The 26,935-nt window shown below is 73.9% G+C and carries 20 protein-coding genes and 1 tRNA gene; 14 read left to right on the plus strand and 7 right to left on the minus strand.

What is annotated here, in order from left to right:
- The first annotated feature begins 148 nt into the window (after positions 1-148).
- From ACZ3OF_RS29300 to ACZ3OF_RS29340, 9 genes are all read left to right on the plus strand, one after another.
- Entirely contained in the window at positions 149-1,702 is a 1,554-nt protein-coding gene (locus ACZ3OF_RS29300) for a DUF7059 domain-containing protein (protein WP_361677048.1), read from the plus strand.
- A 243-nt stretch (positions 1,703-1,945) separates the two neighbouring features.
- Entirely contained in the window at positions 1,946-2,143 is a 198-nt protein-coding gene (locus tag ACZ3OF_RS29305) for a hypothetical protein (protein ID WP_467307757.1), read from the plus strand.
- Between the two features lie 238 nt (positions 2,144-2,381).
- On the plus strand, positions 2,382-5,225 hold the full coding sequence (topA, locus tag ACZ3OF_RS29310; RefSeq protein ID WP_361677042.1) for a type I DNA topoisomerase: 2,844 nt from the start codon (positions 2,382-2,384) through the stop codon (positions 5,223-5,225).
- 140 nt (positions 5,226-5,365) lie between these two features.
- On the plus strand, positions 5,366-8,665 hold the full coding sequence (gene tmk, locus ACZ3OF_RS29315) for a dTMP kinase (RefSeq protein WP_467307759.1): 3,300 nt from the start codon (positions 5,366-5,368) through the stop codon (positions 8,663-8,665).
- Positions 8,666-8,785: 120 nt separating this feature from the next.
- Positions 8,786-9,988 (plus strand): DNA polymerase III subunit delta', encoded by a 1,203-nt coding sequence (locus tag ACZ3OF_RS29320; RefSeq protein WP_361604758.1) that lies wholly within the window; start codon positions 8,786-8,788, stop codon positions 9,986-9,988.
- A gap of 38 nt (positions 9,989-10,026) precedes the next feature.
- The gene (locus ACZ3OF_RS29325; RefSeq protein ID WP_361677037.1) at positions 10,027-11,580 is read left to right on the plus strand and encodes an alpha/beta hydrolase; all 1,554 of its coding nucleotides are present in this window, start codon (positions 10,027-10,029) and stop codon (positions 11,578-11,580) included.
- Positions 11,581-11,677: 97 nt separating this feature from the next.
- A tRNA-Thr gene (locus ACZ3OF_RS29330) sits at positions 11,678-11,751 on the plus strand.
- A gap of 134 nt (positions 11,752-11,885) precedes the next feature.
- Entirely contained in the window at positions 11,886-12,590 is a 705-nt protein-coding gene (locus tag ACZ3OF_RS29335) for a pyridoxamine 5'-phosphate oxidase family protein (RefSeq protein WP_361677033.1), read from the plus strand.
- Positions 12,591-12,659: 69 nt separating this feature from the next.
- Positions 12,660-13,946 carry an MFS transporter gene (locus ACZ3OF_RS29340; RefSeq protein WP_467307764.1) on the plus strand — a complete coding sequence of 429 codons (1,287 nt, stop codon included), beginning with the start codon at positions 12,660-12,662 and terminating at the stop codon, positions 13,944-13,946.
- 44 nt (positions 13,947-13,990) lie between these two features.
- Here the strand turns inward: ACZ3OF_RS29340 and ACZ3OF_RS29345 are convergent, their stop codons facing one another.
- A complete protein-coding gene (locus ACZ3OF_RS29345; RefSeq protein WP_361677028.1) occupies positions 13,991-14,776 on the minus strand; it encodes a sigma factor-like helix-turn-helix DNA-binding protein in 786 nt (261 codons plus the stop codon).
- A 36-nt stretch (positions 14,777-14,812) separates the two neighbouring features.
- Entirely contained in the window at positions 14,813-15,199 is a 387-nt protein-coding gene (locus tag ACZ3OF_RS29350) for a DUF6479 family protein (protein WP_361677025.1), read from the minus strand.
- A gap of 153 nt (positions 15,200-15,352) precedes the next feature.
- Between ACZ3OF_RS29350 and ACZ3OF_RS29355 the strand changes: the two genes are divergently transcribed.
- Positions 15,353-15,862 carry a SigE family RNA polymerase sigma factor gene (locus ACZ3OF_RS29355; RefSeq protein WP_361677023.1) on the plus strand — a complete coding sequence of 170 codons (510 nt, stop codon included), beginning with the start codon at positions 15,353-15,355 and terminating at the stop codon, positions 15,860-15,862.
- A 63-nt stretch (positions 15,863-15,925) separates the two neighbouring features.
- A complete protein-coding gene (locus ACZ3OF_RS29360) occupies positions 15,926-17,194 on the plus strand; it encodes a hypothetical protein (RefSeq protein WP_361677020.1) in 1,269 nt (422 codons plus the stop codon).
- Positions 17,195-17,282: 88 nt separating this feature from the next.
- Here the strand turns inward: ACZ3OF_RS29360 and ACZ3OF_RS29365 are convergent, their stop codons facing one another.
- The gene (locus tag ACZ3OF_RS29365; RefSeq protein WP_361677017.1) at positions 17,283-18,980 is read right to left on the minus strand and encodes a bifunctional 3'-5' exonuclease/DNA polymerase; all 1,698 of its coding nucleotides are present in this window, start codon (positions 18,978-18,980) and stop codon (positions 17,283-17,285) included.
- 98 nt (positions 18,981-19,078) lie between these two features.
- Complete coding sequence (locus tag ACZ3OF_RS29370; RefSeq protein ID WP_361677014.1) at positions 19,079-20,323, minus strand: LuxR C-terminal-related transcriptional regulator; 1,245 nt, start codon at positions 20,321-20,323, stop codon at positions 19,079-19,081.
- A gap of 126 nt (positions 20,324-20,449) precedes the next feature.
- Between ACZ3OF_RS29370 and ACZ3OF_RS29375 the strand changes: the two genes are divergently transcribed.
- Positions 20,450-21,367: an NADP-dependent oxidoreductase gene (locus ACZ3OF_RS29375; protein WP_361677012.1), complete on the plus strand. Its 918-nt coding sequence runs from the start codon at positions 20,450-20,452 to the stop codon at positions 21,365-21,367.
- A 91-nt stretch (positions 21,368-21,458) separates the two neighbouring features.
- Here ACZ3OF_RS29375 and ACZ3OF_RS29380 read toward each other — a convergent pair whose 3' ends face one another.
- The 3 genes from ACZ3OF_RS29380 to ACZ3OF_RS29390 form a co-directional block, all read right to left on the minus strand.
- Positions 21,459-23,549, minus strand: a complete 2,091-nt coding sequence (locus ACZ3OF_RS29380; protein ID WP_467307770.1) for an FtsX-like permease family protein — start codon at positions 23,547-23,549, stop codon at positions 21,459-21,461.
- Between the two features lie 55 nt (positions 23,550-23,604).
- Positions 23,605-24,381, minus strand: coding sequence for an ABC transporter ATP-binding protein (locus ACZ3OF_RS29385; protein WP_467307772.1), 777 nt, complete (start codon positions 24,379-24,381; stop codon positions 23,605-23,607).
- 106 nt (positions 24,382-24,487) lie between these two features.
- Entirely contained in the window at positions 24,488-25,300 is an 813-nt protein-coding gene (locus ACZ3OF_RS29390; protein WP_361677003.1) for an NAD(P)H-binding protein, read from the minus strand.
- Between the two features lie 80 nt (positions 25,301-25,380).
- Between ACZ3OF_RS29390 and ACZ3OF_RS29395 the strand changes: the two genes are divergently transcribed.
- Entirely contained in the window at positions 25,381-25,782 is a 402-nt protein-coding gene (locus tag ACZ3OF_RS29395) for a winged helix-turn-helix transcriptional regulator (protein ID WP_361677000.1), read from the plus strand.
- Positions 25,761-26,909 carry a DUF2786 domain-containing protein gene (locus ACZ3OF_RS29400; RefSeq protein WP_467307775.1) on the plus strand — a complete coding sequence of 383 codons (1,149 nt, stop codon included), beginning with the start codon at positions 25,761-25,763 and terminating at the stop codon, positions 26,907-26,909. Before ACZ3OF_RS29395 ends, ACZ3OF_RS29400 begins: the two co-directional genes overlap by 22 nt.
- Positions 26,910-26,935 lie beyond the last annotated feature (26 nt).

The following is a 26,935-nucleotide window of genomic DNA, read 5'->3' on the forward strand; positions in this document are numbered from 1 at the left end:
CCCTTCGCGTACCCACGGCCCGTCCCGTGCGCCGCACACGGCCTTCCCGCGCCCACGCGCCCTTACGGGGTCAGGGACTTCGGCCCTGGGGCTCCGGTACGGGCGGGGCTGACGGGGCAATGTCGGTGGCGGCCGCCACAATGGTGGGGTGAGTACGACCAGCCTGACCTCCCGCCTCCCCGTGCCCGCGCACGCCGCCCGGCTCCGCGAAGCCCTGCTCGCCGCCGACTTCACCGCCGACGGCCTGCTCGAACTGCTCGGCGCCCCCGCCTACGCCGCGCTCGCCCGCAGCGAGACCGTGCCCGCGCTGCGGGCCACCCGGGGCGACGCCCCGCTGGAGACCCTCGTACGGCTCTTCCTGCTCCAGCGCCCCGTCTCCCGCGCCCGCGCCGCCGCCGCGCTGCCGCTGGAGGAGTGCCTGGCGGACGGCTGGCTGGTGCAGGTCGGTGAGAGCGGCGACCAGGAGGCCGACCAGGAGGTCGGAGCCCGCGTCGACATCAGGCCGTACGGCGGGCCCGACGGGCAGGACTGGTTCATCGTCTCCGACCTGGGCTGCGCCGTCGGCGGGGCCGGCGGCATCGGCAACAAGGACGAAGGCGTCGTCCTCGGCGTCGGCGGCGCCTCCACCACGCTGGCCGGCATCACCGTCCGTACGCCGGTGTCCTCCGCGCTCGACCTCGGCACCGGCTCCGGCATCCAGGCCCTCCACGCCGCCCAGCACGCCACGCTCGTCACCGCCACCGACCTGAACCCGCGCGCCCTGGACTTCACCCGGCTCACCCTCGCGCTCTCCGGGGCCCGCGAGGCCGAGCTGCTCCAGGGCTCGCTCTTCGAGCCGGTCGACGGCGACACGTACGACCTGATCGTCTCCAACCCGCCGTTCGTCATCTCCCCCGGCGCCCGCCTCACCTACCGCGACGGCGGGATGGGCGGCGACGACCTGTGCCGCACGCTCGTACGGGAGGCCGGGGAGCGGCTCAACGACGGCGGATACGCCCAGTTCCTCGCCAACTGGCAGCACGTCGAGGGCGAGGAGTGGCAGGACCGGCTGCGCTCCTGGGTGCCGCGCGGCTGCGACGCCTGGATCGTGCAGCGCGAGGTCCAGGACGTCACCCAGTACGCCGAGCTGTGGCTCAGGGACAGCGGCGACCACCGCGCGGACCCGGAGGCCTACGCGCTGCGGTACGAGGCGTGGCTGGACGAGTTCGAGGCCCGTAAGACCAAGGCGGTCGGCTTCGGCTGGATCACCCTGCGCAGGAACGCGGCCGTGGCCTCCGGCGCGGTCGAGCCGTCGATCGTGGTCGAGGAGTGGCCGCACCCGGTCGAGCAGCCGCTCGGCGACACCGTGCGCGCCCACTTCGAGCGGCAGGACTACCTGCGGACGCGCGACGACGCGGCCCTGCTCGCCGACCACTTCACGCTCGCCTCCGAGGTCGTGCAGGAGCAGGTCGGGCTGCCGGGCGCCGAGGACCCGGAGCACGTGGTGCTGCGGCAGAACCGCGGCATGCGGCGCGCGACCAAGGTGGACCACGTCGGGGCCGGTTTCGCGGGCGTCTGCGACGGGACGCTCAGCGCGGGACGCATCCTGGACGCGATCGGTCAGCTGATGGGCGAGGACCCCGTGCTGCTGCGGGACCGCACTCCGCAGGCCATCCGGCTGCTGGTGGAGGAGGGCTTCCTGATCCCGGCGTCCTCGACGTGAGCGGCGCCCTCGGTGCCGCTGTCACCGCCGCCCTCGAGGTGAGCGGCGTCCCCGTGTGACCGAATCCCGGATGTGATGTGGCGAACGTGGCGCGTCACCGGGAGGGCACCTACCGGCCATATTCGTGAACCCGTGCGGGACCGTCCGCGTCGTTCACCGGGAATTCGTACCCGCGACGCCGGAAGGTGCCAGCCTCGGCTTCCAGGGACCACGGGGGCCCCGGGAAGGGAACGGGGTACGGGCATGGAGAGCGGGCCTGCGATCTTCGCCGGAACGGCGTTCGCGCTGTTCGGAGCGGCACTGCTGCTGTGGACGGGGGTGCGCGTGACCCACGGCGAACCGGTCGCGCAGGGGGTCGGCACCCGGACCGCCGCCACGCTGACGGCGATCTTCGGACTGGTCTTCCTGCTGCTCGGGGTGTGGTGCTTCGGACGGGTGTGACGACGAGGTTCCGCTTGCACCCGTCCCACCGGACCGGGAGTCCGGGCGGCAGGAATGCCAGGAGTCGGGTTACCGTTCGAGTGGCCGTTGCGGGCTTTTGCCGTTTGACACGGGGGCGGGTTGTACCGTCACACTCCGCAGCGACGGCAGCGTCACCGTGCGTGCCGCCGCCGAGCGTGCCATGCGGAGTGCCAGCGCCGTACGTGCCACCGAGCGTCGACCGGAGAGAAGAGCGAAGTTGTCCCCGACCAGCGAGACCGCACAGGGCGGCCGCCGACTCGTCATCGTCGAGTCGCCTGCCAAGGCGAAGACGATCAAGGGCTACCTCGGCCCCGGCTACGTCGTCGAGGCGAGCGTCGGGCACATCCGAGACCTCCCCAGCGGCGCCGCCGAGGTGCCGGAGAAGTACACCGGCGAGGTGCGCCGCCTCGGTGTCGACGTCGAGCACGACTTCCAGCCCATCTACGTCGTCAATGCCGACAAGAAGGCGCAGGTCAGGAAGCTCAAGGAGCAGCTGGCCGGGGTCGACGAACTCTTCCTCGCCACCGATGAGGACCGCGAGGGCGAAGCCATCGCGTGGCACCTCCTCGAGGTCCTGAAGCCCAAGGTCCCGGTCCACCGGATGGTCTTCCACGAGATCACCAAGGACGCGATCCAGGAGGCCGTCCGCAACCCGCGCGAGCTGAACAAGCGCATGGTGGACGCCCAGGAGACGCGCCGTATCCTCGACCGGCTCTACGGCTACGAGGTCTCGCCGGTCCTGTGGAAGAAGGTCATGCGCGGCCTGTCCGCGGGCCGCGTCCAGTCCGTGGCCACCCGCCTCGTCGTCGAGCGCGAGCGCGAGCGCATCGCCTTCCGCTCCGCCGAGTACTGGGACCTGACCGGCACCTTCTCCACGGGCCGCGCCGGCGACCCGTCCGACCCGTCGTCGCTGGTCGCCCGGCTGAACACGGTCGACGGCAAGCGGGTCGCGCAGGGCCGTGACTTCGGCGCCGACGGGCAGCTGAAGACCGCGAACATCCTCCACCTCGACGAGGAGAAGGCGCGGGCGCTCGCCGCCTCGCTCGCCGACACCGCGTTCAGCGTCCGGTCGGTCGAGTCGAAGCCGTACCGCCGCTCCCCGTACGCCCCGTTCCGTACGACCACCCTCCAGCAGGAGGCGAGCCGGAAGCTGGGCTTCGGTGCGAAGGCGACCATGCAGGTCGCCCAGAAGCTGTACGAGAACGGCTTCATCACGTACATGCGTACGGACTCGACGACCCTGTCCGACACTGCCGTCTCGGCGGCCCGGGCGCAGGTCACGCAGCTGTACGGCGCCGACTACCTGCCGGAGAAGCCGCGCGTCTACGCGGGCAAGGTCAAGAACGCGCAGGAGGCGCACGAGGCGATTCGCCCTTCGGGTGATCGTTTCCGCACCCCGGCGGAGACCGGTCTGACCGGCGACCAGTTCCGGCTGTACGAGCTGATCTGGAAGCGGACCGTCGCCTCCCAGATGAAGGACGCGACCGGAAACTCGGTCACCGTGAAGATCGGCGGCCGCTCCGCGGACGGCCGGGACGCCGAGTTCAGCGCCTCCGGCAAGACGATCACCTTCCACGGCTTCATGAAGGCGTACGTGGAGGGGGCCGACGACCCGAACGCGGAGCTGGACGACCGTGAGCGCCGGCTGCCGCAGGTCGCCGAGGGCGACGCGCTGTCCGCCGAGGAGATCACCGCGGACGGCCACGCGACCAAGCCGCCGGCCCGCTACACCGAGGCCTCGCTGGTCAAGGAGCTGGAGGAGCGCGAGATCGGCCGCCCGTCGACCTATGCGTCGATCATCGGCACGATTCTGGACCGCGGCTACGTCTTCAAGAAGGGCACGGCGCTCGTGCCGTCGTTCCTGAGCTTCGCCGTGGTCAACCTGCTGGAGAAGCACTTCGGTCGGCTCGTCGACTACTCCTTCACCGCCAAGATGGAGGACGACCTCGACCGCATCGCGCGGGGCGAGGCCCAGGCCGTGCCGTGGCTGAAGCGTTTCTACTTCGGTGAGGGCGGCGACTCCGGCCGGAGTGCCGCGGCCGACGCCGGCAACGGCGACGGCGACCACCTCGGCGGGCTGAAGGAGCTGGTGACCGACCTGGGCGCGATCGACGCCCGGGAGATCTCCTCCTTCCCGGTCGGCGAGGGCATCATGCTGCGCGTCGGGCGGTACGGCCCGTACGTCGAGCGCGGTGAGAAGGACGCCGAGGGGCACCAGCGGGCGGACGTGCCCGAGGACCTCGCGCCCGACGAGCTGACGGTCGCGTATGCCGAGGAGCTGCTCGCCAAGCCGAGCGGCGACTTCGAGCTGGGCGTGGACCCGGTCAGCGGGAACCAGATCGTCGCGAAGGACGGCCGGTACGGCCCGTACGTCACCGAGATCCTGCCCGAGGACACCCCGAAGACGGGCAAGAACGCGGTGAAGCCGCGGACGGCGTCGCTCTTCAAGTCGATGGCGCTGGACACCGTCACGCTGGAGGACGCGCTCAAGCTGATGTCCCTGCCGCGCGTGGTGGGCACGGACGCCGAGGGCGTCGAGATCACGGCGCAGAACGGCCGATACGGCCCGTACCTGAAGAAGGGCACGGACTCGCGGTCGCTGACGGACGAGGAGCAGCTCTTCACGATCACGCTGGAGGAGGCGCTCGCGATCTACGCGCAGCCCAAGCAGCGTGGCCGGGCGGCCGCCAAGCCGCCGCTGAAGGAGCTGGGTGTCGACCCGGTCAGCGAGAAGCCGGTCGTCGTGAAGGACGGTCGCTTCGGCCCGTACGTGACCGACGGCGAGACCAACGCGACCCTGCGCACCGGTGACAGCGTCGAGGAGATCACGCCGGAGCGCGGCTTCGAGCTGCTCGCCGAGAAGCGGGCCAAGGGGCCGGCGAAGAAGACGGCCAAGAAGGCGCCCGCCAAGAAGACGGCCGCCAAGAAGGCCACGCCGGCGAAGAAGACGGCGGCCAAGAAGACGGCCGCGAAGAAGACGACGGCGAAGACCACCGCGGCGAAGAAGACGACCGCGGCGAAGACGGCGGCGTCGAAGTCGGCCGCGGCCAAGCCGGAGTAGTCGAAGCCGGGGCAGCAGAGCACCCGTACGGGTAAGGGGTGGGGGCCATCGGGCTCCCACCCCTTGCACATGTGCGCTCTGCCCGACGTTTGTTCGGGTGCGGGCCACGGGGAGTCAGAGGGTCCGGATAGGGTGGACGGATGACGCGAGCAGAGCAGCCAGACTCCGACGTCGCGCTTGTCGCAGACTCCCGGGAGCGTGCCGTACGGGCGCTTTTGCGCCATCAGCCCTTGCGGAGACTGTGGAGCGCTCAGCTCGTCGGTGGGACCGGTGACGCGCTCGCCGTGCTCGTCCTGGTGCTCCTCGGGCTCCAGGCCGCCGTCTCCGAGGGCGCCTTCGGCGGCGGGTACCGGGGCGCGGCGCTCGCCGTCGCGGCCGTGATCGGCGCCCGGCTGCTGGCCTCGGTGCTGTTCGGCGCCGTCCTGCTCGGGCCGCTCACCACACTGACCGGCCCGTCGGGTGTGCTCGACCGCCGCTGGACGATGATCGGCGCCGACGGTCTGCGGATCGCGCTGCTCGTGATCGCCCCCCTGTGGATCGACTGGGTTCCGGGCCAGGCGCTGGGCTTCCTGCTCGGCACCGTCTTCGTCATCGGCGCCGCCGAGCGGCTGTGGACCGTGGCCCGCGAGGGCGCGGCGCCCGCGCTGCTGCCCGCGCCGCCGCTGGAGGGCGCCGCCGTACGCCCCCTGCCGGACCATCTCGACGCGCTGCGCCGACTGTCGCTGCGCACCGGCTTCCTGGCCGTTCCGGCCGCGGCCGCCGTGCTCCTCGTCGCCACGCTGCTGAGCAACCTGCTCGGTACGGGCATCGAGTGGTTCACGCTGCATCAGGCCGCCCTCGGCTCGTACGTCGCCGCCGGCCTCTTCGCCGCCTCGGTCTCCGTCCTGTACTTCATCGAGCTGCCCGGCGGTCAGACGCCGCGGCCGCGCTCGCCGTTGGAGGGCCTGCGCCGTCCCACGGCCGAGAAGGGCCGTACGGGCGCGGTCGGGCTGCTCGTCCTCGCCTGCGCCATGGTCGCCGGAGCCGTCGCCGCCGCGGCGGCGGTCTCCGTCCTGCACGCGTACGACCTCGGGGGCGGCCCGGTCACCTTCGCTCTGCTGGTCCTGGCGCTGAGCGGTGCCACGGCCGTCGGCATCCGGACGGCCGGCTCCGTGCTCACCGTGCTCTCCCGCCGCCGGCTCCTCGCCCTCGCGATCGCCCTCACCGGCGTCGCGCTGCTCGCGATGGGCCTCGTGCCGGACACGGCCACGGTGCTGCTCCTCGCCGTGCTCGCCGGGTACGCGGCCGGCGTCGCCGCCAACACCGGCCACACCCTCCTCGACCAGGAGACCGAGGACGCCCGGCGTCCCCGGGTCACCGAGCACCTGCAGGCCGTCGCCCGTGTCGCCATGGCCGTCGGCGCGCTCGGCGCGCCGCTGCTCGCCGCCGCCATCGGGCCGCACCGGCTCGCCTCCGGCAGCTTCGTCTTCGCCCACGGCGGCGCCGCGTTCACGCTGATGCTCGTCGGCGCGCTGCTGCTGCCCGTCGCGGCCCTCGTCCTGGCCAAGACCGACGACCGGGCCGGCGTACCGCTGCGCCGCGACCTGCGCGACGCGCTGCGCGGTGCCGACCCCGTCCAGGCGCCCGCCCCGACCGGCTTCTTCATCGCCCTGGAGGGCGGCGACGGCGCCGGCAAGTCCACGCAGGCCGAGGCGCTCGCCGAGTGGATCCGCGCCAAGGGCCACGAGGTCGTCGTCACCCGCGAACCGGGCGCGACCCCGATCGGCAAGAGGCTCCGCTCGATCCTGCTCGACGTGTCCAGCGCCGGGCTCTCGAACCGCGCCGAGGCGCTGCTGTACGCCGCCGACCGCGCCGAGCACGTCGACTCGCTGGTCAAGCCCGCCCTGGAGCGGGGCGCGGTGGTGATCTCCGACCGGTACATCGACTCGTCCGTGGCCTATCAGGGCGCCGGGCGCGACCTGTCGCCGACCGAGATCGCCCGGATCAACCGCTGGGCGACCGGCGGACTGGTCCCGCACCTGACCGTGCTGCTCGACGTCTCGCCGGAGACCGCGCGGGAACGGTTCACCGAGGCGCCGGACCGGCTGGAGTCCGAGCCGCCGGAGTTCCACGCGCGCGTGCGGGCCGGGTTCCTCGCCCTGGCCGCCGGTGATCCCGGCCGCTACCTCGTCGTCGACGCCGGCCAGGAGCCGGAGGCCGTCACCACCGTCGTACGGCACCGGCTCGACCGGATGCTGCCGCTGTCCGAGGCCGAGGTGAAGGCCCAGGAGGAGGCGCGGCGGAAGGCCGAGGAGGAGGCCAGGCGCCGGGCGGAGGAAGAGGCCGCGCGCAAGGCCGAGGAGGAGCGTCTGGAGCGCGAGCGCCAGGAGCAGCTCGCCAGGCTCCGTGCCGAGGAGGAGGAGCGCAAGCGCCAGGAGGAGGAAGAGGCGCGTCGCCGCGAGGCGGAGCGCCAGGCCGAGGAGGCGCGTCGGCGCGCCGAGGAGGCCCGGCTGGCCGCCGAGGAGGAGCGCAAGCGGCGCGAGGCCGAGGAGAAGGCCCGCCGCGAGGAGGAGGAACGCCGCCGCAAGCAGGCCGAGGAAGAGGCCCGACTGCGCGCGGAGGCGGAGGAGCGCCGCCTCGAGAAGCAGCGCAAGGCCGAGGAGGCCCTGCTGCGTGCGGAGGAGGCCCGGCGTCTGGCCGAGGCCGCGGCGGCGAAGGCCGCGGAGGAGGCCGCGCGCAAGGCAGCGGCGGAGGCCGCGGAGAAGGCCGCCGCGGAGGCTGCCCGTGCGGAGGAGGCGCGGAAGGCCGCGGAGGCCGCCCGTGCGGAGGAGGCGCGGAAGGCCGCCGAGGCGCAGCGGGCCGCGGAGGCCGAGCGGGCCGCCGAGGCCCGGAAGGCCGCCGAGACCCGGAAGGCTGCCGAAGCCGCTGCCGCCAAGGCGGCGGAGGCCGCCCGCGCGGCCCAGGCGTCGGCCAACGAGGTGACCGTCGAGACCCCCGTGGTGACGCCCGACGACGTGACGCAGGCGGTGCCCAAGGTCTCGCCGAACGAGATCACCGTCCCGACCCCGATCGTGGACCCGGACGCCGCCCGTCCCGAGGCCGAGACCTCGGTCCTGCCGCAGGTCCGCGACGCGGACGAGACGTCGGTGCTGCCGCCGGTGCGGCCGGCCGACGAGACGACGGTTCTGCGTCCCGTACGGCCCGCCGACGAGACGGCCGTGCTGCCTCCCGTCGGGGACACGGACCCGGTCGACCGGGTTCCGCCGGGCATCTTCCGCGACGCGCAGTCCGCCGGATCCAACGAGCAGACGCGCGAGCTGCCCCAGGTCGACGAGCAGGGCCGTCCGCGCCGCCGCTCCGACTGGGCGGAGGAGACCCCGCTCGACGACCTCCCGACCCTGGCGGACGAGCTGCTCGGCCCCCACGACGACGAGGACGACGGCCGCCGCCGACGCCGCTGACGAGGCGGTACGGACGGGGGCGCGGCTCGGCCGCGCCCCCGTCCGGCGTTTGGCTGTCCCCGGTCGTCCGGGGGTGTCAGAGGGGTGCCCCACAATGGAGGGCGTACCTGAGGAGGGCACATGGCCGTATGGGACGACCTGGTCGGGCAGGCGCGGGTCGAGGAGCAGCTGGCCGCCGCGGCGCGGGACGCCGACACGCTCGTGACCGCCCATGCCGCCCGGGAGCCCGAGCCCGAGGGCTCCAAGATGACCCATGCCTGGCTCTTCACCGGCCCTCCGGGCTCCGGGAGGGCGACCGCGGCCCGCGCCTTCGCCGCCGCGCTGCAGTGCGTGAGCCCGGACCGCGCGCTGGGCGGCGCGCCGGGGTGCGGGTTCTGCGACGGCTGCCACACCGCCCTCGTCGGGACCCACGCCGACGTGGAGGTCGTCCGCACGGACCTGCTCTCCATCGGTGTGAAGGAGACCCGCGACCTCGTCCGCCGTGCCCAGCTCTCGCCGGCCAACGGCCGCTGGCAGGTGATCGTCCTGGAGGACGCCGACCGGCTCACCGAGGGCGCGGGCAACGTGCTCCTGAAGGCCGTCGAGGAGCCCGCGCCGCGCACGGTCTGGCTGCTGTGCGCGCCCTCCCTGGAGGACGTGCTGCCCACCATCCGCTCCCGTTGCCGCCACCTGACCCTGCGCACGCCCCCCGTGGACGCGGTCGCCGACGTGCTCGTACGGCGCGACGGCATCGACCCCCAGATCGCCGCGGCCGCCGCCCGCGCCACCCAGGGCCACATCGACCGCGCCCGCCGTCTGGCCACCGACGAGCGCGCCCGGGCCCGCCGGGCCGTCGTCCTCAAGCTGCCGCAGCGCGTCGCGGACATCGGCGGCTGTCTCAAGGCGGCGCAGGAGCTGATCGACGCGGCAGGCGAGGACGCCAAGCAGGTCGCCGAGGAGATCGACGTCAAGGAGACCGAGGAGCTGAAGGCAGCCCTCGGAGGCGGCCAGGGCAGCCGGATGCCGCGCGGCACGGCGGGCGCGATGAAGGAGCTGGAGGAGCGGCAGAAGCGGCGCAAGACCCGTACGCAGCGCGACAGCCTGGACCTGGCGCTCACCGACCTCACCGGCTTCTACCGCGACGTGCTCACCCTTCAGCTCCGCACGCGGACACCGATCGCCAACGAGGACGTACGGGACGCGGTGGAGCGGATCGCCCAGGACACCGCACCCGAGCGGACCCTGCGCCGGATCGAGGCCGTGCTCGCCTGCCGCGAGGCGCTGGACAGGAACGTCGCGCCGCTGCTGGCGGTGGAGGCGATGACCATGGCTCTGCGCGACTGATTGGACACGGTCCGTACTCGTACGGATACCCTCCGGGAATGGACTCCAGGCGTTTGCTCCGTACGTCCGCCACGGCCCTCGCGGCCGCCGGGCTGATCCTCTCCGGCTGCACGGGCGGAAGCGACGCCGCCGCGCCTTCGGGTCCGTCGGCGGCCGCGCCGCCGGCCGCGCCCACCACGCCGGATCCGGCTCTCGCGAGCTTCTACGGGCAGAAGCTCGCCTGGCGCGACTGCGGTGTGCCGAAGTTCCAGTGCGCGACGCTCCGCGCGCCGCTCGACTACGCGAAGCCGACGGCCGGCGAGGTCAAGCTGGCCGTCTCCCGGATCGCGGCGAGCGGCCCCGGCAAGCGGCTCGGCTCGCTCCTGGTCAACCCCGGCGGACCCGGCGGCTCCGCCGTCGGCTACCTCCAGGGGTACGCGGGCATCGGCTACCCCGCCCCCGTCCGCGCGCGGTACGACATGGTCGCCGTCGACCCCCGTGGGGTGGCCCGCAGCGAGCCCGTCGAGTGTCTGACGGGGCCGCAGATGGACACGTACACGCAGGTCGACCAGACCCCGGACGAGGCCGCCGAGACCACGGCCCTGACCACCTCGTTCCAGGGCTTCGCGGCGGGCTGCGGGAAGCGCGCGGGCGCGGTCCTGCCGCATGTCTCCACGGTCGAGACGGCCCGGGACATGGACATCCTGCGGGCGGTGCTCGGCGACCAGAAGCTCACCTATGTCGGAGCGTCGTACGGCACGTTCCTCGGCGCCACCTACGCCGAACTGTTCCCCGGCCGCGTGGGACGCCTGGTCCTGGACGGGGCGATGGACCCGTCGCTGCCCGCGATCGACCTCAACCGCGACCAGACAGCCGGCTTCGAGACCGCCTTCCGGGCCTTCGCGGCGGACTGCGTCCGGCGGCCGGAGTGCCCGCTCGGCACGGACTCCGTCGACGGGGCCTCGGGCAACCTGAAGGGTTTCTTCCGCGCCCTCGACACCAACCCGGTGCCGACCGGCGAGAGCCGGGAGCTCGGCGAATCCCTGGCCACGACCGGGGTGATCGCGGCGATGTACGACGAGGGGGCCTGGCCGCAGCTGCGCGAGGCGCTGACGAGTGCGATGGGCGGGGAGGGCGCGAGCCTGCTGGCCCTGGCCGACAGCTACTACGAGCGTGAGCCGGACGGCACGTACGCGAACCTGATGTACGCCAACGCCGCCGTGAACTGCCTCGACCTCCCGGCGGCCTTCTCCGGTCCCGCGGACGTCGAGAAGGCGGTCCCGGCCTTCGAGAAGGCGTCCCCCGTCTTCGGCAAGGGCCTCGCCTGGGCCGCCCTGAACTGCGCCTACTGGCCCGTGCCCCCGACCGGCCGGCCCCACCGCATCACCGCCGACGGCGCCGCGCCGATCGTCGTCGTCGGCACCACCCGCGACCCGGCGACCCCGTACAAGTGGGCCCAGTCCCTCGCGGACCAGCTCGCCTCCGGCACGCTCCTGACGTACGAGGGCGACGGCCACACGGCGTACGGCCGCGGCAGCGACTGCATCGACTCGGCGATCAACACCTACCTCCTGGAGGGCACGGTCCCGAAGGACGGCAAGCGCTGCACGTGAGGGGTGTCGTGGACCACGCGAAGGGTGGTCGGGAGCACCCCGGGAAACTGTGTAGACTTGGCGTCGCTGCTGCACCCACCATGGGAACGCACGGCATGCCGCCTTAGCTCAGTTGGCCAGAGCAACGCACTCGTAATGCGTAGGTCTCGGGTTCGAATCCCGAAGGCGGCTCGGATCAGCCCCAGGACTCACTCGCCGTGACCTGGGGCTTTTTCATGCCCTGATGCGTCTCGAAGGGCCGCCCGTGGAACACCCCGCGAGCATCCCCGCGCACGATGCACGCGATCCGGACGAAGAGGACACGCATGAGCACCACCGTCGAACAGGTACCCGCACCGGACGAGTTCGTCCCCACCGAGCGCACGCGGCTGCGGCGGATGCGGCACAAGGGGAGTCATCGGCGCGCCGATCTGGACGCCGTGCTCGCCGCCGGTTTCCTCTGTCACCTCGGCGTCGTCGTCGACGGCACCCCGATGGTCGTGCCCACCGCGTACGGAACCGAGGGCGACCGGCTCTACCTGCACGGCTCCGTCGCCAGCCGCAGCCTCGTCCAGGCGCCCGAGGCGACGGTCTGCGTCACCGTGACGCACGTCGACGGGCTTGTGCTCGCCCGGTCCGTCTTCGAGCACGGCGTCAACTACCGGTGCGCGATGGTCTACGGCGTTCCCCGGGAGGTGACCGACCCCGAGGAGAAGCTCGTCGGGCTCCGGGCGCTGACCGAGCAGTGCGCCCCGGGGCAGTGGGAGTACGTCCGGCAGCCCAGCCGGAAGGAGCTGGCGGCGACCTCGCTGCTCGCCCTCGACCTCACCGAGGCGTCGGTCAAGATCGCTGCCGGCCCGCCGGACGACGGGGAGAGCCCCGACGCCGAACTGGGGCTCTGGGCCGGGGTCCTGCCGGTCGTCACCACCTTCGGTGCCCCGGTCGCCGACCCGGTCCTGCCCGCCGGCATCGAAGCGCCCGCACATATCGCCGACCGCGCGGGCCGCCCGGCGGCTCCCCCCTCGATTTAGGGTCGCTTAAGCGTCGCGCGAGAACAATTTGATTGTGCTGACGCGTCGGGGTGCGGCAGGTTCGAGGGCATGCGATCCGACTCACCCTGGCGCGTCCCCGACTTCCGCACGCTCTTCTCCGCGGCCGTCCTCAGCCAACTCGGCACCAACGTCGGATATGTCGCCGTCCCGCTGATCGCCGTCGAGGCGCTGGACGCGAGCCCCGGCGAGGTCGGGGCGCTCGCGACGCTCTCCACCCTCGCCTTCCTCCTCATCGGCCTGCCCGCGGGAGCGTGGGTCGACCGGCTGCCGCAGCGCCGGATGCTGATCGTGGCGGACGCGACCCGGGGGCTGCTCCTCGTCTCCGTGCCCGTCGCCTGGTGGTGGGACGTCCTGACCCTCGCTCAGCTGTACGCCGTCGTGCTGCTCAGCGGCTGCGCGACCGTCTTCTACGACGTCACGGGCCAGAGCATCCTGCCCCGGTTCGTGGGCCGCGACGGACTGGTGCCCGCGAACGCGGCCATGGTCAGCCTGATGGCCGTCACCAACGTGGCCGGACGCGGCGCGGGCGGCGGCCTGGTCCAGCTGCTCACCGCGCCGCTCGCGGTGGCGGTCACGGCGGTGAGCCATCTGGCCTCCGCCGTACGGCTCCTGTGGCTCGAGGAGGCGGCGGCGCCCGCCGCGCCGGCCGACCGGGTGCGGGAGCCGCTGCGTACGCAGATCGCCACGGGCGTACGGCACGTCCTCGGGAACAAGGAGCTGCGGGCGCTCGCCCTGTCCGCCTCGCTCACCAACCTCGGCTCACAGATCCTCAACACGATGATGCCGGTCCTCTTCGTCCGCGAACTCGGGCTCTCCGCCGGTGTCCTCGGCCTCTACTGGGCGGCCGGCGGCGTCGGCCTGCTGCTCGGGGCCCGCTGCGCCCGCGCGGTGGCGGCCCGTCTTGGCTTCGGCCGTACGCTCGGCCTCGCCGGGTTCGTCCTCGCCCCCGCCGGCCTCCTCGTCCCGCTCGTCGGGCACGGGCCCTGGCTCTGGATCGCGGGCGCGGGGTGGCTGTGCGTCATGTTCAAGACCGGGATGGACAACGTCCTCGGCGTGAGCCTGCGGCAGCGGATGACCCCGGACGCGCTGCTCGGCCGCATGAACGCGACCTTCCGCTTCCTGCTCACGGGCGCCATCGCGATCGGCGCCGCCGTCTCGGGTCTCCTGGGCGAACTCGTCGGCCTCCACGCCACCTTGTGGGTGGGCGGCGCCCTGCTCACCTGCGCCTTCCTCCCCGTCTTCCTCTCGCCCGTCCGCACCCGCCGCGCGCTCCCGGCGGAGGCCGATCCGGCCACGGTCCGTCCGGCGCCGCTTCCGCGCGTACGGGAGGGGTGACCGCACCCGTCGGGGCCGCGGTCACCCCTCCCGTACGCCACCGGTCACTCGGGCAGGATCTGCACGTCCAGGCTGTCGAGGTGGTTCCGGTCCATCAGGATGTCGGCCGCCGTGACGCGGCCCTCGATGACCGTGAAGGCGATCGCCGCGGTCGGGCCGGCGTCCGGGGCGGTCACCAGGCCCGCCGCGCCGTCCACCAGGGCCAAGCGGGCCGAGCGGGCCCGTTCGGCGAGGTGGACCGCCACCGCCGGGGGGCCGTGGACGGTCGCCGCGCCGGACCGCAGCGCCTCGGCGTCCGCCCGCAGCAGGACGTCGGGGTCGAGCAGCGCGCGCAGGCCGACCGGGTCGTCGTCGTGTACGGCGGCGAGCAGCGCGGCCACCACCTCCCGCTGGCGCGCGAGGTCGGGCTCCGGCATCTCCTCCGTACCGCGTACGCGCGTCCTCGCCCGGCTCACCAGCTGCCGTGTGGCCGCCGGCGTGCGCTCCAGGACCGGGGCGATCTCGTCGACGGGTACCGCGAACATGTCGTGCAGCACGAACGCCACACGTTCCGCGGGCGCCAGCGTCTCCAGGGCCGCCTCCTCCGACGCCGCCTCCTCCGACCGGTGCGGCGGCCGGCCGGGCTCACCGGTGGACCACGGATCCCAGGGGTCCTCGCGCCGCGCGGCGCGCGACCGCAGCCGGTTCAGGCAGATCCGCGCGACGGCCGCGGTGGCGTCGGCGGTGGCGTCGGCGGTGACGTCACCCAGCCGCCGCGCCTCCCGCACCGCGTCGTCAGCCTCGTCGGACGAGCCCAGCAGCCGGTACGCCACCGCCTGCTCGTGACTCACCGCGTCCACCGCACTCACCGCGTGATCGACCACCGTTCAGTCGCCGTGCCCCGTTCCGCCGCTGCCGAAGCCGCCGCTGGAGATCCCGCCCCACTTGCGCTTCTCCTCGCTCGGCGGCTCGGACGAGGTCTCGGTGCCACTCTTCAGCTCGTACGGCATGAGCCGGTGCTCGCCGTCGGTCTGGGGCATCTCCGTCGGCTTGCGGTACTCGGATGTCTCTCCGGGAAGCCCGCCCTCCGGCCGGTGCGGCTGCTCCTCCGGCTTGGGCGTCGGGGACTCCTTGTCCCTGAGCCTCATCCCCAGCGCGAACGCGCCGATCAGTACGGCGACCACGACCAGGCCGCCGACAACCTGGGCCATCCCGGACTGCCAGACGCCGGCCGCCGTCGTGACCCCTGCGGAATCCACCAGAAATGCGTTCATACTCCAGAGTTACCCAATTCTGGGCAATCTGAGCAATCTGGGGCATTTCATGGCGATCGAACGCGTGGAACCCCGTACGAACCTCGTGTGAAACATTTCCCCGGGCCCGTCGCGTCATTGGGGTGTAGGGCGACCGCGACGGAGGGGAGGGACATGAGACAGTCCCGCGCGGACGAGTTCCTGGAGTTCGCCACTGCCAGGACCGGCCATCTGTTCCGGTCGGCATGCCTGCTCACCAGCGGTGACACCCATCTCGCCGAGGACCTCGTCCAGGAGACGCTGGGCCGGATGTACAGCCTGTGGGGCCGCGTCCAGCGGATCGGCAACCCGGCCGGGTACGCGCAGACCGTCCTGGTCCGCACGTTCCTCAGCCACCGGCGGCGACGCTCCGCGACCGAGCGCCCCGTCGGCGAGCTGCCGGACCGGGCTCCGGAGAACGGTGACGATCCGGCGCTCCGGATGGCCCTGCTCGACGCGCTCGCGGCCCTCGCGCCCAAGGACCGGGCGGTGGTGGTGCTGCGGTACTGGGAGGACCGCAGCGTCGAGGAGACCGCCGAGGCGCTCCATGTGAGCTCCGCGGCGGTCCGCACCCGCTCGACGAGGGCGCTCGCCAAGCTCAGGGAGCGGCTCGGCGGCAGCATCGTCGAGTTCGCGTCCCGCTGACCCGGCGCTGCGCACTCTTCCCCACTTCTTCTTTCACTCATGGACCGGAGACGGTGATTCGGCATGCCTCTGAACGAGGGACACGACGGTTTCGCGGCGGAGCTCGGTGAGGCCCTGCGCCGCACGGGCGACGGATTCGCCACGGAGGACGGACGCGAGCTGGTGGCCGGCGGCCTGGCCCGCGGCCGGCGCCGGCTGCTGCGCCGCCGCGCGGCCACGGTGACCGGCGGTGTGCTGGCCTTCGCCGTGGTGGGCGTCGGCGGGATCTACGGCGGAAACCTGCTCGGGGGGGACCAGGGGGCCAAGGGGGGCGAGGAATCCTCGGTCGCCGCGCCGAAGGAGACGACCCCCCCGCCGCCCAGCAAGGGGCCCGCGCCCACGCTCAAGGTCAAGGACCTGGCGGCCGTCCTCAAGGCGAACACCCCCGCCGGAACCTGGACCATTCCCGGCGAGGACGCCCCGGGCGAGTACGTCTCGGGCATCTACCGGGACGGCGAGGGCGAGGCGGCCGTCTCCGTCAGCCTCTCCCGGGCCGACGAGACCGAGGAAGCGGGCGCGGGGCAGGTGGAGTGCCCGGACGAGACCTTCGTCCCGCACGACGGATGCACCAGCGAGAAGCTGCCGAACGGCGACCGGCTGATGGTCCTCCAGGGGTACGAGTACCCGGACAAGCGGGTGGAGACCAAGAACTGGCGGGCGGTGCTGCTCACCCGGGACGGATTCCTGGTCGACGCGAGCGAGTACAACGCCCCGACCGAGAAGGACTCGGCCATCAGCCGCCCGAACCCGCCCTTCAGTCCCGCTCAGCTGAAGGCCCTGGTCACCGCCGAGGGATGGAGGCCGCTGTTCAAGCAGCTGGCCGTGCCCCGGAAGAAGCCCGACCTGCCGGGCGTGGACACCGCGCCGCCGGAGGTGGACGGCGAGGCCGTGCAGGCGACCCTGCGCTCGCTGCTCCCCAAGGGGCTGACGGTGACTTCCCAGGGCGGCGAGGGCGAGTTCGCGTACGTGGTCGTGAACGACGGCAAGGGCAAGAGCCTCGTCCAGATCAATGTGCAGAGGGACATGAGCGATGTCGCGGGAGAGCTCTTCGCCGGCGCCACGAAGCTGCCCGACGGGCGACTGGTGAAGGTGACCGAGCAGCCGGGTGAGAAGGGCGGCGCCGGTGTCGTCTGGTGGACGGCCGACACGATCCTGCCTTCCGGCTTCCGGGTCGTGGTCTCCGCGTTCAACACGGGCGCGCAGCACCAGGACGCGACGCGCGCGAAGCCCGCGCTGACGACGGACCAGCTCAAGGCGATCGCCCTCGACGACAAGTGGCTGACGTTCTCCTGAGGTAGCGCCCCGCGGCGACACCAGGGGGCATACGGGCCGGACCTCGGCGGGGGCCCGGCCCGTATGCCCGCCCGCGCCCCCGCGCCCGTCACTTGGCGTCCGCGTACCGCTCCACCGTGGCCGTCGTGAACGGAAAACGCACCGGCGTCGCGCCGAAGGCGATCCGTCCCGCCTCGTCCCCGGCCGCGCGGATCGCCTCGGTGACCGCCTCCGCCTCCTCCGCCGGGCAGTGCACGATCACCTCGTCGTGCTGGAAGAAGACCAGCTCGGCCCGCATCCCCGCGAGTGCGCGGCGCAGTGCGGCGAGCATCAGCAGCGCCCAGTCGGCGGCGCTGCCCTGGACGACGAAGTTACGGGTGAACCGGCCGCGTGCCCGCGCGTTGCCGGAGGCGTACCCGGGTGTGAACTCACCTTCCCCGGTGGCCGGTTCGTCCCCGCCCTCCTGGGGGATGCCCGCCTCCTCGGCCTCGCCCGCGCCGACCGCCCGTGGGCTGGTCCTGCCGAGCCAGGTCCGGACGAGCCGGCCCTCCTCGCCGGCCTTCGCCGCGTCGTCCACGTAGGCCACGGCGCGGGGGAAGCGGCGGCGCAGCGCGGCCAGGTTCTTCAGGCCGTCGCCGCTGGTCTGCCCGTAGATCGCGCCCAGCAGGGCGATCTTCGCGTGGTCGCGGTCGCCGGAGAACGCCCGGTCCGACAGCCGGGTGTACAGGTCGTCGGGGTGCCCGGCGACCTCCATCAGACCGGCGTCGCGGGAGATCGCGGCCAGGACCCGGGGCTCCATCTGGTCGGCGTCGGCCACGACGAGCCGCCAGCCGTCGTCGGCCACCACGGCCCGCCGGATGACCTTGGGGATCTGGAGGGCGCCGCCGCCGTTGGTCGTCCAGCGGCCGCTGACCGTGCCGCCGGGCAGGTACTCGGGGCGGAAGCGGCCGTCGCGCACCCAGTCCTGGAGCCAGGACCAGCCGTGGGCGGTCCAGATCCGGTACAGCTTCTTGTACGCCACGAGCGGGGCCACCGCCGGGTGGTCGATCTCCTCCAGCTCCCAGCGGCGCGTGGACCGCACCCGGATCCCGGCCTGGGCGAACGCCTTGACCACGTCGGCGGGCAGATCGGGGCGGACGCGGCGGCCGAAGGCGGCGGAGACCTCGTCGGCGAGCTCGGCGAGACGCCGGGGCTCCCCGCCGCCCGCGTACCGCTCGCCCAGCAGCTCGTGCAGCAGCTCCCGGTGCACGTCGGCGCGCCAGGGCAGCCCGGCCCGGTTCATCTCGACGGCGACGAGCATGCCCGCGGACTCGGCGGCGGTGAGCAGCCGCATCCGGCCCGGGTGCTCGGTCCGCTCGTGGCGGCGCTGCTGCTCCGCGTAGACGGCGAGGAGGTCCTCGAAGGAGACGGCGGTTGCGCTGGGTCTCGCCTCGAAGAGGGAGTCCTGCGAGCCGGGCTCGGCGGCCCGCTGGGGCGGATCGGGCGGTACGGGAGCGTTCCGCAGCCGCGCGAGGGCGGCGGCCGCGGACCGGGGCTCCCCGAGCCGCCCCTCGTGGCCGAGGAGGAGCCCCTCGGCGACCTCGATGTCGTAGCACCGCTCGACGCGCACCCCGGCGGCGAGGAGCCGCGGATGGACCGCCGCGGTGGACCGCCACACCCAGCGGGCGACGTCCGGCCGGGACCGGACGGCCTCGACGAGGTCCGGCTCGTGGAGGACGGGTCCGGAGGGCAGCGCGTCGGGGCCGAGGGGGACGAGCCGCGCCCCGTCGCCCTCGGCCTCGGCGTCCACCGCCCACCTCTCGCTCACGGGTGCGAGTCTGACACTCCCCACTGACAACGCCCTCGCCGACAGCGCCGGGCGCGCGCCGCGCGGTGACGCATTGCCCGGGCCGGCGGTCCGCCCGGCTACGCCGCCCTGTGGAAGAGGGCCGCGGCCTCACCTCGGGTGTCGACGCCGAGCTTCGTCAGGATGTTGGCGACGTGGAACTTCACCGTCGATTCGCTGATGTGGAGTTCCTGGGCGATCTGGCGGTTGCGGTGGCCCAGCGCCAGGTGGGTCAGGACCTCCAGTTCGCGGCCGCCGAGGCCGGTGAGCGGGTTCACGGCCGCGATCGGGGCGTCGGCGGTGGCCAGGGGGAGGGTCGCCGTGATCGTGGTGCCCCAGCCGGGGACGGCGTCCATCTCCAGCCGCCCGCCCAGCACCTCCAGCCGGTCGGTGACGCTGCCCGCGCCCAGGTCGCAGGCGGCCAGCGCGCCGTCCCCGTCGTCCCGCAGCGTCGCCCGCAGCTCGTGCTCCGTGATCTGCCAGCCGACGCGGACCCGGCTCACCGAGTCCTGCTCCAGGATCACGAGCAGCAGGGCCCGGGCGACGGCCCGCGCTCCGTGAGCCACGTCCGCCGCCAGCGAGCGTGAGCTGTCCGGGGGGCCGAGGTCGAGCCGTACCGGGCTGTGCCGCAGCATCGTCTTCAGCCCGTCCGCCAGCCGGTCGAACGCCTCGCGGGCCGGCTCCTCGGCGACCGAGCGGTCCCGCTTCGACTCCGCCCGCATCTCGATCAGCGCGTTGACGGCGAGGTCGGTGGCGGTGGTCCGGGCGGCCCCGTCGTCCAGGGCCCGGCTGCGGAGCACCCCGAGGATCCCGGAGAGCGCGGCCGAGTGGGCCGTCGTCAGCTCCGCGATCACCCGTGCCCGGGTGTCCGCCGCCGCCCGCGAACGGGCGAGCGCGCCCGGCATCGCCTCCACCGCGAACCGGTCGAAGTGACTGGTCACCAGGTCCCACAGCGCCTGCGCGGCGGCCAGGGCGCCGTCCGGCACGGGTTCGGCGCCGCCCTCCCGTACGAGGACGAGCACGGACCGGCGCGCGGTCGCGTCGCTGGTGACGGCGACGACCTCGTGCTCCTCCCCGCCGACGGCGGTCCGGCCCTGCCAGGGGCTGCCGGGCGTGCCGGAGGCCAGCAGCGGGGTGAGTTCGGCGGCGGTCGGGAGACCGGACTCCCCGACCGTCTTGTACGGCGAGTGGGCGCAGTGCGTGGCGAGTTCGGCGGCGGCCCGGTGCGGGATCAGCGGTGCGAGGACGGCCGAGAGCCGGGGCAGGATCTGGCCGAGCGGCTGCCGGATGATCTCGTACGCGGAGTTCAGCGTGTGCGCGTCCATGCGAGGCAGCGTAGTCAGCGGGCCGGCCGCACGGGCTGTCCTTTCGGCCAGGTGGGACTGGCCGTTGGGCGGGCCGGGGGGAGGAGGGGCCTGATCGAAGCTGGAGGCCGACCCGAGGAGGACGCGATGGACGCGATCACGTACGAGAAGTTCGGCGGACCGGAAGTGCTGCGCCATGAGACCGGTGTCCCGGTGCCCGAGCCGGCCGGGGGCGCGGTCCGGGTGAAGGTGGCCGCGGTCGGCGTCAACCCCGTGGACTACAAGCGCCGTTACGGATGGGTGGAGGCGTTCTACCCGACGACGTTCCCTGCCGTGCCCGGCCTGGAGTTCGCCGGGACCGTCGACGCGCTGGGCCCGGACGCCACGGGGGTCGCGGTCGGCGACGAGGTGTTCGGCTGGACGACGACCGGCGCGTACGCCGAGTACGCCCTGGCCGAGGTCTTCGTCCCCAAGCCGACCGGCCTGACCTGGGCGCAGGCGGCGAGCATCCCGGTCGCGGGGGAGACCGCGCAGCGGGTCCTGGACCTGCTCGGCCTGGAGGAGGGCGAGACCCTCCTCCTGCACGGCGCGGCGGGCATGGTCGGCTCGGTGGCCGTCCAGCTCGCGGTGGCCGCCGGCGTGACGGTGATCGGCACCGCCTCGGAGCGCAACCACGCGTACCTGCGTTCCCTGGGCGCGATCCCGGTGGCGTACGGCGACGGCCTCGCCGACCGCGTCAGGGCGGCGGCGCCCCAGGGCGTCGACGCGGTCTTCGACGCGGCGGGCCACGACACCCTTCCGGTCTCGATCGAGCTGACGGGCGGCGCGAAGGAACGCATCGTGACGATCGCGGCGCCGGACGCGGAGGAGCACGGCATCGTCTTCAGCGGCGTCACGGTAGACCCGCCCCTCGCCCGCACCTGGCTGACCACCCACGCCCGCATGGTGGCGGAGGGCCGGCTGCGTCTCGGCATCGCCGAGACCCTCCCCCTGAAGGAGGCGGCGAAGGCCCAGGAAGTGAGCGAGTCCGGGCACGTGCGGGGCAAGTTGGTGCTGGTGCCGTAGGCCTGGCCAGGACTCGCCGGCTGCTGACCGAGGGCGGGGCGGTGACCCGGCTCCGACCCTGGTCACCGCCCCGTCCACCCACCTTCGCCGCTCAGCGCGTCAGGCGCCACGCGGGGAGCGCCGCCGACGCGATCGCGATCACGCCGCACACCCCCGCCGCCGCGCCCACGGCGCCCCACGGCACGGACACCACGACCGGCGCCGACAGCGCCGCGAGCCCCGCCCCCAGCGCCCCCAGGACGACCGCCGTCACCGTGAGGCCGAGGACCGCCCCGATCGCCACGGCCAGCCCCGCCTCGCCCGTCACCACCCGCAGGATCTGCGCCCGTGTGGCGCCCGCCAGCCGGAGCGAGGCCAGCTCCGCGCCCCGTACCGAGGTCGCCATCAGGAGCGTGTTGGCGAGCGCGATCACCGTGTAGACGAGCGCGATGCCGAGGACCAGGAGCAGCCCCATCCGGATCCGCGGGCCGGTCGACGGGTGCGTGGCGGCGGCCCACTGCTCCGCCGTGCGTACCGTCCCGCCCGCCGCCGCGAGGGCCTCCTGCGCCACGCCGGGCCCCGCCTCGATCCGGTCCACCGTGGCGCCGGGCGCGTTCGCAGGCGTCACGTACGGGCCGTTGTCCCCCGTCCCGAGGGCCAGCACCGCCACCACCCGCAGCGTCACCGGTCCACTGCCGTCCGCGCGCCAGACCTCGACCCGCTCGCCGACCGTCCGCCGCTCCCACTCCTCGTTGACCACGATCGACCGGTCGTCGAGGTCTGCCACGTCCCCCGCCACCACCGGCAGCCGCGCCAGGTCCGCGAAGGCCGCCGGGTCGGAGACCGCCCGGGCCCCGTACTTCACGAGCGCCTCGGCCCCGTCCCGTACGAAGACGGATGTCGTCGCGGTCGCCGAGGCACGGGGCACCGGCCGCAGGTCCTCGCCCGTCACCACCCACTCCGCGCGGGTCTGCTCCCGGGCCTCCGCGGCCTTCGCGCGCGTGACCGAGGCCGCCGAGCCGAGCAGCGAGCCGGCCAGCGCGACCGTCACCAGGACCGGCGCGGCGACGGCGGCGGTACGGCGGAGAGCGGCCGCGCTGTTCTCCCGTACGAGCATCCCCGTCGCGCCCGGCAGCCGCAGCGCCCGCGCCACCGGCCGGACCAGCACCGGGGCGAGCAGCGCGACGCCGGTGATCAGGAGCATCGGCATGGTCGTGTACGTCTTGCGCTTGAGCAGTTCGGACGGTTCCGTGACCGCGGTCCAGACGAGCAGTCCGGCGCCGGTCAGGAGCAGGCCCGTGCCGAGCAGCGCGCGGCCGAGCGGCAGGACGTCCGTGTCGACGCCCGCCTCGCGCAGCGCGGCCGTCGGGCCGACCTTCCCGGCCCGCCGCGAGGCGGCGAAGGCCCCCGCGAGGGCGACGGTCACCCCCGTCCAGAAGCCGAGGTGGTACGGCCAGGTGGCGTCGCCGATCCCGAACCACTCGGGGGCGAGACCGCCGTCCACGAGCGCCCGCGCCAGCCACGGCGCACCCCACGCGCCCAGCGCGCACCCGGCGGCCGCGGAGAGGATCCCGACGCCCGCGGCCTCCGCGAGCAGCATCCGCCGCACCTGGCCGGGTGTCGCGCCAGCCGTCCGCAGCAGCCCGAACTCGCGTCGCCGCAGAGCGACGGCGAAGGCGAAGGTGGACGCCACGACGAAGACGGAGACGAAGGTGGTGACGCCGCCGGCCGTGCCGAGGAGGGAGTTGAGTGCGACGAGCGCCTCGGCGTCCCGCTCGGGCTCGGGGTCGGCGCGCAGCCGGTCGTTCCCCGTGAGCACCTGGGCCCGGTCGCCGACGAGGGTACGGACCTCGGTGGCGGGACCATGGACGCCGACGGCGTCGGGGCCGCCCGCGGTCGTGACGGTCCAGCGCGCCTTCAGCTCGGCAAGCAGTTCGATATCCACAGGCTGTGGACGGTCGAGCCTCTGTGAGGCGGAGGCCGTGTCCGGCCCCCGCCGTACGTCGACGGTGACCGCGTCCCGCCCCTTCACGACGACCGGAGCCGACGCGAACCGCCGCGGCTCGCGCTCCGGGGCGTCGAACGTCGAGGCGAGGCCGAGGCCCATGGTGGTGAGGAGCCCGACGCCGAGGGCGAGCGCGACGGAACTGCCGAGGAAGGCGGCCCAGCGGGCGCGAAGGCCGGAGAGGACGACGGTCAGCACGCGACGGCCTCCGTCCGGAGCACGGCCCCCGGGCCGGCGGTGCGGTTCGCGACGGTCAGCATGCGACGGCCTCCGTCCCGGTCGTCGTCTCCAGGCCGGTCATGCGGGCCGCGACCCGCTCGGCCGTCGGGGCGTACAGCTCGCCCTCCACCCGCCCGTCGACCAGGAACACCACCCGGTCCGCCCGCGCCGCCGCCTGCGGATCGTGCGTGACCATGACGATCGTCTGGCCGTCGCGGTCCACCAGCTCCCGCAGCATCGACAGCACCTCGCGGCTGGTGGTGGAGTCCAGGGCACCGGTCGGCTCGTCCGCGAAGAGCACCGCAGGCCGGGTGATCAACGCCCGGGCGATCGCGACCCGTTGCTGCTGCCCGCCGGACAGCTCCCCGGGCCGGTGCCCCTCCCGCCCGCCGAGCCCCACGCGCTCCAGCGCCGCGCGCACCTCGCCCCGGGGCACCCGCCGCCCGGCCAGCCGCAGCGGCAGCGCCACGTTCTGGGCGGCCGTCAGCGAGGGCAGCAGATTGAAGGACTGGAAGACGAACCCGATCCGGTCCCGTCGGAGCAGCGTCAGCCGCCGCTCGCTCAGCCCGTCCAGGGCGACGCCGCCCACCTCGACCGTCCCGCTCGTCGGCCGGTCCAGGCCCGCCGCGCACTGGAGCAGCGTGGACTTGCCGGAGCCCGAGGGGCCCATGACGGCGGTGAAGGTGCCGGTACGGAAGTCGAGGTCGACGCCGTCCAGGGCGCGGACGTCACGGTGCCGGCGTCGGAGAGAGGTGAGCCGGACGGCGGTGTCGGAGGCCGGTGCCGAGGACGGAGAGGGCGTTGAGGTCATGGCTCAAGCGAACCGCCGACGGCACCGCCGATCACGACCGCTGGAGGGCGTCTTCGGGGTAGCCCTGGCCCTACCCCCGCCGTACGCCTTACCCCCGCCGTACGCCCTACCCCTTGCGTACCGCCGCCACGAACACATCGAGCGCGTCCAGCGGCTCCCGCCCCAGCAGCTCCCGCAGACTGCTCTTCACCCCCGTGCCGTCCATGAAGCCGTGCGCGACCGCCGAGTACGTCCCGGTGAGCATCGGGACCTGGAACGACTCCGCTCCCGAGGCGGCGAGGGCGGCCCGCGCCTCGGCGAGCGTGCCGGGGGCGTACTCGGCGCCCAGCGCCCGCGCCAGGTCCGCCCCGCCCAGCGGGCGCTCGCCGACGAGCTCGTACGTGCGCCCGGCGTGCGCGGCCGGGGCGGTGGCGACGGTGACCGCGATCTCGGCGAGGTCCTCGCGGGCCACGGCGGCGAGCCGGCCCTCGCCGAGGGGGCCCGTGATGCGGTTGCCGGCGTCCGGGGTCGCGATCCAGGTGAGCAACTCGGCGTACAGCCCGTTGCGCAGGACCGTCCACGCCACGCCCGACCGCTGGAGCCGCCGCTCGGTCCAGCGGTGCGCGAGGGAGTACGTGAGGTGGTCGCCGTCGCCGGAGAGGCTCGTGTAGACGATGTGGCCGACCCCGGCCGCCTCGGCGGCGGAGATCGCGGCCTCGTGCCGGGCGATCACGGTGTCGTCCTCGCCGTACCCCGCCGAGATCAGCAGCAGGGTGTCCACCCCGGCGAAGGCCCCGGGCAGGGTGGCGGGCTCGTCGAAGTCGACGAGGCGGGTACCGGACAGTCCGGCGCGAGTGCCGAGGACGACGTCGTCGCGCCCGGCCAGACGCTCCGCGACGAGCGAGCCGAGACCGCCGGAGACACCGGTGACGAGCAGCATGATTCCCCCCTGAATTCGTGATCGTGTTCGGTGAGGATCATTCTGGTGAGGCGGGCGGGACCGCGTAAGGAGGCACATCGATGTCAGCGGGGCACACCGAGGTAACCACCGAGGCGGCCACGGGCCTGATCGTGAGCTGCGCGGAGGAGTGCGGCGTACGGGATGTGCAGGACCGGCTCGGCGACAAGTGGACCGTGCACGTGGTCGTCGAACTGGCGCCGGGTCCGCGGCGGTTCAGGGAGTTGCAGCGGCTGGTCACCGGCATCTCGCAGCGGATGCTGACGCTCACGCTGCGCCGCCTGGAGCGGGACGGCCTGGTGACGCGGACGGTGCATCCGACGACGCCGCCACAGGTGGAGTACGCGCTGACGGAGACGGGGCACAGCATGACGCACCTGATCAAGCAGCTGATCGACTGGTCGCTCGACCACCGCGCGGTGATCGGGCGGGCACGCGAGGAATGGGACGCGAAGCAGGCGTGAGTACGACGAGGAGCACCGTCGAGAAGGCCTTCGAGGCCCTGTACACGGACGACGACACGGCCCTGGACTCGGCGGCGTCCCTGCTCGCGGCCGACCGGGCGGCGGACGCGGAACTGACGCGCCGTGGCGAGGAGTTCGTACGGCGGGCCTGGGAGCGCGGCTGGCAGCCTGCGGATCTCGTACGACTGGTACGGCGGGAGCTGGCGGAGGAGCACGTCCGGCTGGCCGGGGCCCTGATCGCCGCGGAGACCGGGCGCTACGAGCGTCTGCCGCACCGGTGGGCCGCGCAGCTGGCCGATCTGGACACCGCCGCCGTCCGCGCGGACCGCTTCTCCACGGCGACGACGACCCTGGAGCTGTACCGCCTGCTGGTCAGGCTGCCGTCCCTGGAGCCGGTGGGTCCGGTTCCCGGGGACACGCTCCCGGCCGCCGTGGCGGGGGAGCCGCGGATGCTGACGCGCGTACGGGCCCTGCTCGCGAAGGCGGAGGCCACGGGCTACCCGGAGGAGGCGGAGGCGCTGACCGCCAAGGCCCAGGAGCTGATGGCCCGCCACAGCCTGGACGAGGCGGCGCTGGAGTCCCGTACACCCTCGGGGGACGTGCCGGGAGCGATCCGGATCGGGGTGGAGCCGCCGTACGAGCAGGCCAAGGCGATCCTGCTGGACGCGGTGGCGACGGCGAACCACTGCCGGGCGGTGTGGAACGAGCCGTACGGCTTCTCGACGGTCGTCGGCTTCGAGGCGGACCTGGACCCGGTGGAGCTGCTGTACACCTCGCTCCTGGTCCAGGGGACGGCGGCGATGACGCGGGCGGAGGCGGAGCAGCGGGCGGGCGGCCGGAAGCGTACGAAGTCCTTCCGGCAGTCGTTCCTGCTCGCGTACGCGAATCGCCTGGGCGCCCGCCTCGCGACCACGAGCCGCCGCGTCGCCTCCGAGGCCCCGACCCTGCTCCCGGCCCTCGCCTCCCGGGAGGTCGCGGTGACCAACCGCGCGGACGAGATGTTCCCGCAGACCCGGACGACCCGGGTCCGCGCGATGTGGGACGAGGCGGGCTGGACCCACGGCACGACGGCCGCGAACGCGGCGGGGCTCGGGCGGGGTCAGAGGGAGATCCGGGACTCGCACTGACGGCGGGCCGGTCGCCGGCCTCACAG

Source organism: Streptomyces sp. NPDC022552 (genome assembly GCF_055561875.1).